This is a genomic window from Amnibacterium kyonggiense, assembly GCF_004364555.1.
Classification (GTDB): Bacteria; Actinomycetota; Actinomycetes; order Actinomycetales; family Microbacteriaceae; genus Amnibacterium; species Amnibacterium kyonggiense.
This window is the reverse complement of sequence record NZ_SOAM01000001.1, coordinates 248399-260590: the sequence shown is the minus strand read 5'-3', so window position 1 is coordinate 260590 and position 12192 is coordinate 248399. Positions and strand designations below refer to the sequence as shown.

Genomic DNA, 12192 nt, shown 5'->3' with positions numbered 1-12192 from the left:
CAGCAGTTCGACGTCCCAGCCCGACATGACCGGCACCCTGCCGCAGGGCTCGGCCGGCGTCGTGTGGAGGAGCGCACTCCGCACTCGCGAGCCGTGCTGATGCGGCTCGAACGCGCTGATGTTGTCCCGCGTCCGACCGCATCAGCGCGCTCTCACCGCACTAGGCGCCGAGGGCCTCGTCGACGATGCGCTTGGCCTCCGCCTGGACCTTCTCGAGGTCCTCCGGGCCCTTGAAGGACTCGGCGTAGATCTTGTAGACGTCCTCGGTGCCGGAGGGGCGCGCGGCGAACCACGCGTCCGCGCTCTGCACCTTGACCCCGCCGATCGCCGCGCCGTTGCCGGGCGCCTTCGACAGCTTCGCTGCGATCGGCTCGCCCGCGAGCTCGGTCGCCGTGACGGCGTCGCCGTCGAGCTTGCCGAGCGCCGCCTTCTGCGCCTTCGTGGCCGCGGCGTCGACGCGGGCGTAGGCCGGGTCGCCGAACTCCGCCGTCAGCGCGCGGTACAGCTCGCTGGGCGACTTCCCCGTCACGGCGCGGATCTCCGAGGCGAGGAGCGCCAGGAGGATGCCGTCCTTGTCCGTCGTCCAGGTGGAGCCGTCGCGCTTCAGGAAGCTCGCGCCGGCGCTCTCCTCGCCGCCGAACGCGACCGAGCCGTCGATCAGGCCCGGCACGAACCACTTGAACCCGACCGGCACCTCGACGAGCTCCCGGTCGATGGAGGCCGCGACGCGGTCGATCATCGACGAGGACACGAGCGTCTTGCCGACCTTCGCCGTCGCGGGCCACTCCGGCCGGTGCGTGTAGAGGTACTGGATCGCGACCGCGAGGTAGTGGTTCGGATTCATCAGGCCGCCGTCCGGCGTGACGATCCCGTGCCGGTCGGCGTCGGCGTCGTTGCCGGTGAGGATGTCGTAGTCGCCGGCGCGCGCGACGACCGAGGCCATCGCGGAGGGCGACGAGGGATCCATGCGGATCTTCTCGTCCCAGTCGAGCGTCATGAAGCCCCACTGCGGGTCGACCGCCGGGTTCACCACGGTGAGGTCGAGGCCGTACTCGTCCGCGATCGCCTGCCAGTAGGTGACCGAGGCGCCGCCGAGCGGGTCCGCCCCGATCCGGATCCCCGACTCCCGGATCGCATCGATGTCGATGATCTCCGCGAGCTCCTCGACGTAGTGCTTCCGGAAGTCGTAGGTCTCGACGGCCGAGGGCTCGGCGCGCCGCACGGCCTTCAGGCCGTCCGCGATGATCGCGTTCGCCCGGTCCGCGATCCAGTTCGTCGCATCCGAATCGGCCGGGCCGCCGTGCGGCGGGTTGTACTTGAAGCCGCCGTCCGCCGGCGGGTTGTGGCTCGGGGTCACGACGATGCCGTCCGCCTGGTCGTCGGCGGCCGCCGTGCGGTTGTAGCGGATGATCGCGTGGCTCACCGCGGGGGTCGGCGTGTAGCCGTCGAACTCGTCGACGAGCACCCGGACGCCGTTCGCGACCAGCACCTCGAGCGCCGTCGTCTGCGCCGGTGCGGAGAGCGCGTGGGTGTCCGCGCCGATGAACAGCGGCCCGGTCGTGCCCTGCGCGGCCCGGTACTCGACGATCGCCTGCGTGATCGCGGCGATGTGGTCGTCGTTGAATGCGGTGTTCAGCGAGCTGCCGCGGTGACCGGACGTGCCGAACACCACCTTCTGCTCGGGGTTCGACACGTCGGGATGGCCGGTCCAGTACGCGTGGACCAGCTGCTCGACGTCGATGAGGTCGGACGACTGCGCCGGCGTCCCTGCTCGTGAGCTCATGCGCTCATCCTGGCGCAAGCGGCTTGAGGTGCACCCATCCCCGTCGGTCAGCGGAGGTGCGATCAGGAGGAGGGGACGCGGACGACCGGGGTGCGGGGCGACCAGGGGAGCGTGCCGAGGAGGCGCGTGCCGGGCGCGTCCCCGCCCGTGGCGCTCGAGATGAGGAGGAAGCGTCCGGCATCGTCGGTCAGCAGCTCCGAGAACGCCGCACCCGCGCCGCCGAGCAGTGGCAGCGCGTCCGCCGCGCGGGCGCCGATGCGCACGGAGCGCAGCGTCGGGTCGGAGCCGTCGCGCTGCGGCGCGAACTCCCCCGGCGCTCCGAGCACCACGAAGCGCGTGATCGAGCCTGACAGGTCGTCGACCTCCCGCTCGATGACGTGCAGGTCGCCGGTCGCGAGCCCCGCGCCGCCGAGCGCCACAGCCGGCTCGTCGGCGGCGAGTGCCAGGGCGAGCGCCGCCGCGGTGGAGTCGGTCGGCACCGGGCGCAGCCCCCACCGGGCGATGAAGCGGGTGCACTGCGCGAGCCCCTGCGGATGACTGAACACCTGCGCGCCCCGGTACGACTCGAGCGGCCGGGAGGCGGCGGTGTAGGCGTCGAACCGCACGGCGACGTCGACGACGCCGCTCGCGGTCAGTGCACCGTCGTGGTCGAGCAGCGCCTGCACGGACCGCGAGACGAGGCCGGAGGCCGAGCTCGAGATCGGCAGCACCGCGATCGTGCCCGGCCGGATCGCGGCGAGCACGTCGGGGAAGGTCGCGCGGGCGAGCAGGTTCCCGGCCTCGAGCCCGACGCTCGTGGCGCACTGGCGGGCCGCGGCCTCGGAGAACGTGCCGGACGGACCGAGGTACGCCACGTCGAACACGTCCCGCGACAGCGTCCGCGCGACGCCGACGGGCCAGGCGTACGCGGCCTCCACCTCGCGCCGCACCGCCTCGATGGTCGCCTCGACGTCCCGGTCCGCGCGGATCCCGACGTGCACGACGACGGAGCGCTGCCCGGTGCGGACGACCTCGTCGACGAGCCGCACGTCGCGGAGGCCGTCGAACTGCGCCACGACGCGCGCGACGCCGCCGCCGGCCACCGACTCGGGCACGAGGAACCGCACGTCCCGGCCGAGGAAGGCGAGCTGCTCGTCGAGCACCGCGGCGAGCTCCGCCTCCGGCACCAGCTCGATGTGCCCCAGCCCGAACGACCGACGCCGCACCGTCATCGAGACGCCCAGCCGCTGCGCGTTGTCGAGCCCCGGTCCGTCGAGCAGCGCCCCGCGGCCGGGCGGTCCGACGAGCAGGACCGCGAGCTCGACACGGGTGGGGGAGACGTCGACGATCCGGCCGACGCGCACCGGCCCGCTCGTGCCGACGCGGCGGAGTCCGACGAGCCGGCCGTCGCGCCGCCGCCGGGAGATGTCGCGCCGGCGCGCCTGCGCGGCCTGGATCCCCGCCGTCGCCGACGCCTGCAGCTCCTCGAACAGCGCGCCCGTGATCCGATCGCGCACGCGCACCACGGAGGCCTCGAAGTCCTCCGCCTCCAGGTCCCGGAGAGCGGCGCGGAGCAGGTCGCCGGCCGTGCCGCCGCTCTCGGCCTGCACCGCGACGACCGCCGCCTGCTGCCGGGGGTCGAGCGCCCTGGCGGTGAGGCCGAAGAGGCTGTCGAAGAGCGGGGTGCGCAGGGTCCACAGGGTCTCGAGGTCGACCTCGCTCCGCGTCACCGCGTCCGCGAAGGCGACGAGGGTCCGGTGGGTCGTCGCCTGCACACTCGCCATCGCGGCGTCGTGCTCCTCCGCCGTCCCCGAGCGGAGGACGCCGCCGCTGCCGACGACCGCGGCCTCGAGCCAGGCGGGGGCCGCGCCCTCGCCGGCCACGAAGACGCCCTGGCCGTCGACGGCCGTCACGTTCGGATCGAAGAGGAGGTGGGCCGCCCAGAGCCGGACGTCGCCCGCGAGCGGGCGGGCGGCGTCGAGCGTCGTCGCCATCGTGCTCGTCACGACGACCACGTCGGTCTCGGGACCGGTGTGCACGGCGAGCTCGCGCAGCACCTGCGGCACGGCCGCCATCGGCACGGCGACGACGACCGTGGACGCGACGCCGGGTTCGATCCGCGAGCCGTCGACCACGCGCGTGAAGGCGCCGTCGTCGCCCATCGTCGCGACGAGCGTGGTGCCGTCGTCGCGGTCGCGCAGCGCGCCCGCCGCTGCGGCGGTGTCGACGAGGACCGCGGGCCGGACGCCGTCGGCGAGCCGGTCGGCGAACCAGCGACCCGGGCCGAGCGCGGCGCCGACGACGACGAGCAGCCCTTCGATCCCGTCCGCCACGGGAGCGACTATGCCAGGGACGCTCCCGCTCAGGCGGCCTGCGCCTCCTTGGCCTCCTCGGAGATCGGGAGGGAGTCCGCCTCGGTCGCCGGGATCCGGACGGCGAGGCCGCCGGGCCGGACGTGGGCGCGCACCGCGACGACCTCGCCCATCGCGTCGCCGTCGAGCTGGAACTCCTGCGGCGTCTCGGCGCGGAACACGACCTTCTTGCCCTTGAGGTACCGCAGCGTCCGCACCTCCTTCGTCCTGCTGAGGATCTTGCGGCCCATCTCACTGCGGCGCATCACGCCGTTCTCCCAGAGGACCTTCCAGGCGATCTGGATCCAGCCGAGCAGGCCGTCCGGCCGGAGGGCGACGATGTCGAAGATGCCGTCGTCCACCGCGGCCTCGGGCAGCAGCAGGATGTTGCCGGTCAGCAGCCCGCAGTTGCCGATCAGCACGGTGTTGACACGGACGGACCGCGGCGGCTCGTCGTCCAGCCGGAAGCGCAGCCGCACCGCGTTCGGACCGCGGAGCGCCCGCACGATGCCCTGCACGTAGGCCAGCCAGCCCACGCGCTTCTTCAGCTCGGGGTCGGTGTTCGCGATCATCTGGGCGTCGATCCCCAGCCCGGCCATCACGACGAAGGCGTGGCGGTCGCGGGAGCCGTCCTCCCGCTCGAGCTCCACGAGCCCGAGGTCGATGCTCCGGTTCACGCCGGTGAAGGCCGTGCTGACGGACTCCTCGAGCCGGTCGAGCGAGAGCCGCAGGTTGCGGGCCAGGAGGTTGCCCGTGCCCGACGGCAGGAGGGTGAGGGGCACGTCGGTGTCGTGGAGGCCCTCGGCCACCGCGCGGATGGTGCCGTCGCCACCCGCCGCCATCACGACGAACGCGCCGTCGGCGACGGCCTGCTTCGCCTGCCCGACCCCGGGGTCCTCCACCGAGGTCTCGTACCAGCGGCTCGGCGCCCAGCCGGCGTCCCGCTCCGAGGCCTCGACGGCGGCCCGCAACCGGGCCTCGTCCACCTTCACCGGGTTGAAGACGACGGCGGCGAACGGGGAGGACGTGCTCTCGGCCGAGGTCATGACCAGATGGTACTGAGCAGCGCCTGATCGCTGACTGGAAGAATCTTGAAGGCCGTCCTTGCGCGTGCACTGGCGTGCGACCGGGAGGCGCGTTCCGCGCGAGCCCGTAGGCTGGCGGCCGTGATCGATCCGCAGCTGCTCCGTGCGGCTCCGGAGGTCGTCGAGGCGTCGCAGCGCGCCCGTCGCGCCGATGTCGGCCTCGTCGCCCGGGCGGCGGAGGCGGACGCGGCCAGGCGGGACGCCATCGCCGAGTTCGAGCGACTCCGGGCCGAGCAGAACGCGTTCGGGAAGCGCGTCGCCGCCGCGTCCAAGGACGAGAAGCCCGCCTTGCTCGCGCAGGTGAAGGAGCTCGCCGCCGCGGTGAAGGCCGCGGCCGAGCGCTCCTCCGAGGCGGAGGCCGTGGCCGAGGAGGCCGTCGCCTCGATCCCGAACGTCGTGCTGGCCGGGGTGCCCGAGGGCGGTGAGGACGACTACGTCGTCCTTCGGGAGGTCGGGAACATCCCGACCTTCGACTTCGCGCCGCGCGACCACCTCGAGCTCGGCGAGCTGCTCGGCGCCATCGACATGGTCCGCGGCGCGAAGGTGTCCGGCGCCCGCTTCTCCTACCTCCGCGGGGTCGGCGCGCGCCTCGAGCTCGCGCTCATGAACCTGGCGCTCGACCGCGCCCTCGAGGCCGCGTTCGTGCCGCTGATCACCCCGACGATGGTCAAGCCGGAGATCATGCGGGGGACCGGCTTCCTCGACAAGCACTCCGACGCCGTCTACCGGATCGAGTCGGAGGACCTCTACCTCACGGGGACGAGCGAGGTCGCGCTCGCCGGTTACCACGCGGACGAGATCATCGACCTGGCGGACGGCCCGCTCCGGTACGCCGGCTGGTCGACCTGCTACCGCCTCGAGGCGGGCAGCGCGGGCAAGGACACCCGCGGCATCATCCGCACCCACCAGTTCGACAAGCTCGAGATGTTCTCCTACGTCGACCCTGCGGACGCGGAGCAGGAGCACGCGCGCCTGCTGGCGATGCAGGAGCGGATGATGACCGACCTCGGGCTCGCCTACCGGGTGATCGATACCGCCGCCGGCGACCTCGGCTCCTCCGCTGCGCGCAAGTTCGACGTCGAGGCCTGGATCCCGACGCAGGGGACCTACCGCGAGCTCACCTCCACGTCGAACTGCACGACCTACCAGGCGCGACGGCTCGCCATCCGGCACCGCACGGAGAGCGGCCGCACCGCCCCGGTCGCGACGCTGAACGGCACGCTCGCCACGACCCGCTGGATCGCCGCGATCCTCGAGACCCACCAGCAGGCCGACGGCTCCGTCGTCGTGCCCGAGGTCCTGCGACCGTTCATCGGCGGGCTCGCCGAGCTCGAGCCCCTCGGATGACGCTCCGACCCGGCGGCTGGCTCGCAGCGCTCGACATCGACGGCACGATCCTCCATGAGGACGGGTTCCTGTCCGACACGGTCCGGCGGGCGGTGCGCGACGCCGACGCCCGCGGCAACGAGGTGATGCTCGCGACCGGGCGGTCCGCGGCCTCCACGACACCGGTGCTCGAGCAGCTCGGCGTCCTCCCGCGCTACCTCGTGTGCTCGAACGGCGCGGTGACGCTCGAGCGGGACGCCGACGACGCCTCCGGCTACCGCCGCGCCCGGGTCGAGACGTTCGACCCGACCGAGGTGCTGACGACGATCTCCGGCGCGCTGTCGGACGCCCGCTACGCCGTCGAGGACGCGGAGGGCCGCTTCCGCTACACGGCGCGGTTCCCCGAGTCCGCGGTCGGGCCGGGCAGCGAGGAGGTGCCGTTCGAGTCGCTCCTCGAGGTCGAGGCCACCCGCGTCGTCGTGATCTCTCCGAACCACGCGACGGAGGAGTTCCTCGGCGTCGTCGAGCAGATGGGGCTCTCCCGCGTCAGCTACGCGATCGGCTGGACCGCGTGGCTGGACATCGCGCCCGACGGCGTGAACAAGGCGACCGCGATGGAGTGGGTGCGCGGACGCCTCGGCGTGCCGATCGAGCGCACGGTCGCCATCGGCGACGGCCGGAACGACATCGACATGCTCGAATGGGCGGGCCGGGGCGTCGCGATGGGCCAGGCGCCGGCCGAGGTGGTCGCCGCCGCGGACGAGACGACGCGCGAGGTGCGCGACGACGGCCTCGCGAAGGTGCTCGACACCCTGCCCTGAGCGCCCCCGGCGCCGTCGGCCCGTCTGCGCGCTTCGTGGACGTGTGCATGCGCGCCCGCGCATGCAGTCGTCCGATCCGCGTGCAGGCGAGCGGCCCCCCTCCCCGCTGATCGAGGTGCGAGCGAAGCGAGCCTCGAGATCACGACCCGGCCGCCGCACGCGTCACATCGGCGGCAGGAGGAAGTGCAGCGCCAGCCCGACGATGAACACGGCGGTCGCCGCGATCGTCACGAGCAGTGACCAGCGGATCGTGCCCCGGGCGGCCGCGTCGCGACCGTACACGTGCGCCCGCACGGAGGTGCGGTTCGCGTCCTCGATCACCCGGCGCACCTCGGGGTCGGCGTGATCGAGCCGGCCGGCGGCGTCCTGGGCGCGGATGCGCTGCGCCTCCTCGGGCGTCATGCGGACCTGTCGGCGCGGAGCCACGGCACCATCCTCCGCCTCCGACCTCCGCGGCGGGAAGGACGCCCCTCGAACCCGCCGCCGACGGGGGCGTCGACGCGCCCGGCCGGGCGCGGACGAGCGGCCGGGCATACGCCGATGCGGACCGCGGTTGCGCCCCTCCGAGCCGATGCGGGCGTGCCTGCTGCGAGGCCGGACGGCGCCCCTCCGAATGCGACGTCTGGAGCCCCGTGACCGCCGATCCCGCAGTCGCCGAACCGCGCCCGATGAGCGACCGCCGGGGGTGGGTCGCGGTGCTGTCCGTCGCGCTCGGCTCCTTCGTGCTCGTGCTGTCCGAGTTCCTGCCGATCGGCCTGCTGCCCGCCATCGCCGCCGACCTGCGCATCGGCGTCGGGACGGCCGGCCTGATGGTGGTCGTCACCGCGCTCACCGGCGCGATCGGGGCGCCGGTGGTGACCGTGTTCACCTCGCGCGTCGACCGGCGGACCGTGCTGTGGTCGCTCGTGGCGCTGCTCGTCGTCGCCGACGTGCTCGGGGCGATCGCGCCGACCTTCGGCGTCCTGCTCGCGTCGCGAATGCTGCTCGGGCTCTGCATCGGCGGCTTCTGGGCGCTCGGCGCGGGCATCGCGGGGCGCCTGGTCCGCGAGAGCGCCGTCATCCGCGCGACCTCGCTGATCACCGGCGGCGTCTCCGTCGCGACCGTCGTCAGCCTCCCGCTCGGCGCCCTCGTCTCCGCGGTCGCGACCTGGCGCCTCGCGTTCGTCATCGGCGCCGCGCTCGGCGTGGTCGCCCTCGCGCTGCAGCTCGTCCTCCTGCCCCGGATCCCGTCGCAGCAGCGGGTCCGCTTCGGCACGCTCGGCGAGCTCCTCCGCGTCCCCCGCGCCCGGATCGGGCTCATCGCCACCGCGCTCGCGTTCATCGCCCAGTTCTCGGCGTACACCTATGTCGCGCCGTACCTCGAGGACCTGGTCCGCGTCTCGCCGACCGTGGTCACGATCGCGCTGCTCGCGTTCGGCGTCGCCGGGATCGCGGGCAACTTCGTCGCGGGCGTGACGCTGAGCCGCAGCGTCACGGGCACGCTCGCCGTCACGAAGGTCGTGCTCGCCCTCGCGGTCGTCGCTCTGCCGCTGCTCGCCTGGTCGCTGCCGGGCGTCCTGGTGCTGCTCGTCGTGTGGGGCTTCGTCTGGGGCGCGCTCCCGCTCGGGCTGCAGACGTGGATGTCGCGGGCGGCGCCCTCCGCGTCGGACGGCAGCCTCGCGCTGTTCGTGAGCACGATCCAGATCGCGATCTCCCTCGGCTCCGTCGTCGGCGGTGTTGGGGTGGGCCGGTTCGGCATCGCCTTCGACTTCTTCCTCGCGGGCGGCATCGCGATCGCGGCGCTGGTCGTGCTGCTGTCGCTGGGGCGCAGGAGGATCACGGTCCGGGCCGCGTCCCCGACGCCCGAGCCCTGCTGACCGCAGGCGTCGCACCGGGCCGGGTATCGTCGGCGGCCTGGAGGGCTGTCCGAGCGGCCGATGGACCCGGTCTTGAAAACCGGTAAGCAGCAATGCTTCGTGGGTTCGAATCCCACGCCCTCCGCTGCCGGGCAGTCTGGTGTTTCGGCTGATCAGCATCTTGTTCTGCATGCTGAGACACGCCGTCAGGATCGGCGTTTGCCCACATTTTGCCCACATTCGTGCGCGCCAGCTCGACGTCGAGGCGGTCGGCGACCTGGTCGAGGTCGTCGTCGAACAGGTCCGCGTAGACGTCGAGGGTCATGGCTGCCGACGCGTGCCCGAGCATCCGCTGCACAGCCTTCACGTTCGCGCCCGAACGCACCGCGAGGCTCGCGGCGGTGTGCCGGAGGTCGTGCAGCGACAGGGCAGGGAGCCCGGCCGCGACGACGGCGTTCCAGAACCAGCCCTTTCCGGGTCCGTGCACGCGGCGGAGGAAGTCGCCGTCGGGCCCGGGGAACAGAAGGTCCTCGGCGCGCTTGCCGCGGCAGGCGCGGGCGATCGCCGGCTGGAGGGACCGCGGGAACGGGACCGAGCGCTGCTTGTGGGTCTTCGGCGTCCCGACGATCAGTTCGCTGCCGACGAGGACGGCGTTCTGCCGCACGTGCAGCCGGCGGCGCTCGAAGTCGACGTCGCCGACGCGCAGCCCGGATGCCTCGCCCCAGCGCAATCCGCAGTACGCGAGCACGAGCACGAGCGGTCCGAGATCGCCGGCGGCCTGGGCGAGGTCGCTGACCTGGTCGTGGGAGAGATACGTGTGGGGTCGCTGCCGCTTGCGCGGCATCTTCACCCCGCGCGCCGGGTTTGCGGGGATCCGACGGTCACGCACGGCGACATCGAGGATCGCAGCGAGGATCCCGTAGGCGCGGATGACAGTCGTGGCACCGCGCTGCTCGCTCATCTCCGTCACCCACGCGCGGACGTCGCTGTGCCGGATGTCCGAGACGGAGGTGGTGCCCCACCGCGGCTCGACCCACAGGCGCCAGGTGCTCTTGAGCACATAGAGCGATGAGGGCTTCAGGTGCGCCTGCTGCGTCAGCCATGCCGATCCGAGTGCCGCGATCCGTTCTCGAGCGCTGACAGCGTCGATGAACTCGCCGCGCGCCTTCGACACTTCGACAGACGCGAGATACAGCTCCGCCTCGCGCTTCGTGCGGAAGCCTCGGCGCTCCGTCTGGTGTTGATCGGGCTTGCGGTACCGAACGCGGTAGCGGCGACCGTTGGCGGTGTCGTACGGGGTGACAGTTCCCACGCGCAGTGCCTCCTAGAACAGCGTGACTGAGGGGCGCGGTCCACCGCTCCGTGAAGTCGCGTCATCGGCGGCTCGATTGCGCGCGGTCAGCATCCACGACGGCAGCGCGTCGTCGGCCCAGTGACCCAGTGGATCGAAGACAGGCTGGATCTGGACCTGGGGAGCGATGGTCCGGCCGACGGGAAGCTCGTTGGTTGCGGCACGGACCGTCTGTGCTGCTTCGTCGGAGCAGATATAGGTGACCTGGTCCATCTCTCCGGCGTCGAAGCGACGGCGGAACGCGGTAAAGATCTGCGCGTACCGGGGGAGTCGCTTCCCGGTCAATTCGACTTCGATCAGCTCCGCCCAGTCCTGGCTCTCGGCGACTCCGTCGGCCTGATGTCCGCCTGCGTAGTCGGGCTTGTCATCTCGCCGCCATGAGTACCCGGCCGCGGCGTATCGGGCAGAGGTCGCAGCCACGGCGACCTCATGCCGGGTCGTCTGCCGATACAGACCCGGCCGCCCCTGCCCGGTAGCGGCGTAGGTACCGAACACGAGGGAGCCGCCGCGGCCACCGAGCTGCACCCGCTCGACCAGGCCCGCAGCCTCCATCCGAACGACCCACTCCTGCGCTCGGCGCGTCGAGACCGGCCGGTCGGTCCCGTTCAACGCACCGAGCACCCACCGGACCGCCTGCACGTCCGCGATCCGCACGATCCGGAACCAGCCGAACATCGCCTCATCGCGCGGCACCACCCACACCCGACGCTCCGTGCCACCCCTGATCTGCACCATCCCGCATCACCCCTGCCCACGAACACATCCCCGCTCGCCCGCGAACGAGAACACCGTCCACCGACACTCACACCACCTCGTCACAACCCCCAGGCACCGTCAATTCACCTGACACTTACTCCACCAATCCCCACCCCATCCCCACCCCATCCTCATTTCTTGCCCTGTCCTGGCCTGCCACCTGCACTCCCGAACCACCCACGCACAGCAACGCTCTTTCTGCTGTGTGTGGGTGGTTCGGGAGCGCCGCCAGGCGAGGTGGCAGGCCAGGACAGGGCAAAACGCCCGAAACCCCTCGCTACCCCCATCACCCCGCACGACGCACACAACGACGGGCCCAGCGAGGGGGTCTAGCGCGTCGCCTATCGAGCTCGGAACCTTGAGCAGCTCAGTCGCGCGAACTCAGGTTGCATTTGCGACCCGTCGATGAGCGCTTCAGCTGCGCGCCGAGCTTCGGCGATGCGTCGGGTCGAAGGTCGGAGATCGTTGACGTAGCTGTTGCCGGCTGCGAGGGCGAAGACGGCCTGGGCGACCGCCCCGTAGACGTGATCCGGTCGACCCGGGTGCTCTCGGCGGATGATCCGTTGGAGTGAGCGCTCGATGCCGTCGTAAGCGGCGAGGATCGTGGCGTGGATCGCCGGGATGGTGCGACCTGCGTCGACGAACGCGAATGCGACCGCGTTCTCCCGCCCGGGCTCGGCGAACGCTCCGAAGAGATAGTCGAGCGCGCTCTCTGTGCTGGCGTCCGAGGAGATCAGCGGCGACTCCCGCTCGAGCTCATCGAGGTCGGACTGCTCGAGTGCGGCGTCCTCAAAGAAGAACACGCGACCCGCGTCGACCAGCAACTCTGTGCCGGCCCCGCCGCCGCCCCTGACTCGACCTGTTCCGCTCGCTGTCAACAGGATGAACGTCGGATAGCGTCGTCG

Annotated in this window: 9 protein-coding genes, 1 tRNA gene and 1 pseudogene; 4 read left to right on the top strand and 7 right to left on the bottom strand. The window is 72.3% G+C overall.

Annotated features, from left to right (window positions below):
• Positions 1 to 160 precede the first annotated feature (160 nt).
• The 3 genes from pgm to CLV52_RS01395 form a co-directional block, all read right to left on the bottom strand.
• Positions 161 to 1783 (bottom strand): phosphoglucomutase (alpha-D-glucose-1,6-bisphosphate-dependent), encoded by a 1623-nt coding sequence (gene pgm / locus CLV52_RS01405; protein WP_133764164.1) that lies wholly within the window; start codon positions 1781 to 1783, stop codon positions 161 to 163.
• A 62-nt stretch (positions 1784 to 1845) separates the two neighbouring features.
• Positions 1846 to 4095, bottom strand: a complete 2250-nt coding sequence (locus tag CLV52_RS01400) for a prephenate dehydratase domain-containing protein (RefSeq protein WP_133764162.1) — start codon at positions 4093 to 4095, stop codon at positions 1846 to 1848.
• 29 nt (positions 4096 to 4124) lie between these two features.
• On the bottom strand, positions 4125 to 5159 hold the full coding sequence (locus CLV52_RS01395) for a diacylglycerol/lipid kinase family protein (protein WP_133764160.1): 1035 nt from the start codon (positions 5157 to 5159) through the stop codon (positions 4125 to 4127).
• 120 nt (positions 5160 to 5279) lie between these two features.
• Between CLV52_RS01395 and serS the strand changes: the two genes are divergently transcribed.
• Entirely contained in the window at positions 5280 to 6545 is a 1266-nt protein-coding gene (gene serS / locus CLV52_RS01390; RefSeq protein ID WP_133764158.1) for a serine--tRNA ligase, read from the top strand.
• A complete protein-coding gene (locus CLV52_RS01385; RefSeq protein WP_133764156.1) occupies positions 6542 to 7345 on the top strand; it encodes an HAD family hydrolase in 804 nt (267 codons plus the stop codon). The genes serS and CLV52_RS01385 overlap by 4 nt, the downstream gene beginning before the upstream one ends.
• 162 nt (positions 7346 to 7507) lie before the next feature.
• Here the strand turns inward: CLV52_RS01385 and CLV52_RS01380 are convergent, their stop codons facing one another.
• Positions 7508 to 7771, bottom strand: coding sequence for a hypothetical protein (locus CLV52_RS01380; RefSeq protein ID WP_133764154.1), 264 nt, complete (start codon positions 7769 to 7771; stop codon positions 7508 to 7510).
• A 242-nt stretch (positions 7772 to 8013) separates the two neighbouring features.
• Here CLV52_RS01380 and CLV52_RS01375 point away from each other — a divergent pair, with 242 nt between their 5' ends.
• A complete protein-coding gene (locus tag CLV52_RS01375) occupies positions 8014 to 9201 on the top strand; it encodes an MFS transporter (protein WP_133764152.1) in 1188 nt (395 codons plus the stop codon).
• A gap of 39 nt (positions 9202 to 9240) precedes the next feature.
• Positions 9241 to 9325: transfer RNA gene (locus CLV52_RS01370), tRNA-Ser, on the top strand.
• 210 nt (positions 9326 to 9535) lie between these two features.
• Here CLV52_RS01370 and CLV52_RS01365 read toward each other — a convergent pair.
• The 3 genes and pseudogenes from CLV52_RS01365 to CLV52_RS01355 all read right to left on the bottom strand — a co-directional run.
• A pseudogene (locus tag CLV52_RS01365) lies at positions 9536 to 10492 on the bottom strand (tyrosine-type recombinase/integrase); the annotation flags it as partial.
• 12 nt (positions 10493 to 10504) lie between these two features.
• Entirely contained in the window at positions 10505 to 11266 is a 762-nt protein-coding gene (locus CLV52_RS01360; RefSeq protein ID WP_133764150.1) for a hypothetical protein, read from the bottom strand.
• A gap of 362 nt (positions 11267 to 11628) precedes the next feature.
• Positions 11629 to 12090: a hypothetical protein gene (locus tag CLV52_RS01355; RefSeq protein ID WP_133764148.1), complete on the bottom strand. Its 462-nt coding sequence runs from the start codon at positions 12088 to 12090 to the stop codon at positions 11629 to 11631.
• Positions 12091 to 12192: the final 102 nt, after the last annotated feature.

Bases quoted from the DNA above. Each gene is read 5' to 3' on its own strand.
- pgm (WP_133764164.1), bottom strand. From the start codon at position 1,783: ATGAGCTCACGAGCAGGGACGCCGGCGCAGTCGTCCGACCTCATCGAC.
- CLV52_RS01395 (WP_133764160.1), bottom strand. From the start codon at position 5,159: ATGACCTCGGCCGAGAGCACGTCCTCCCCGTTCGCCGCCGTCGTCTTC.
- CLV52_RS01385 (WP_133764156.1), top strand. From the start codon at position 6,542: ATGACGCTCCGACCCGGCGGCTGGCTCGCAGCGCTCGACATCGACGGC.
- CLV52_RS01375 (WP_133764152.1), top strand. From the start codon at position 8,014: ATGAGCGACCGCCGGGGGTGGGTCGCGGTGCTGTCCGTCGCGCTCGGC.
- CLV52_RS01360 (WP_133764150.1), bottom strand. From the start codon at position 11,266: ATGGTGCAGATCAGGGGTGGCACGGAGCGTCGGGTGTGGGTGGTGCCG.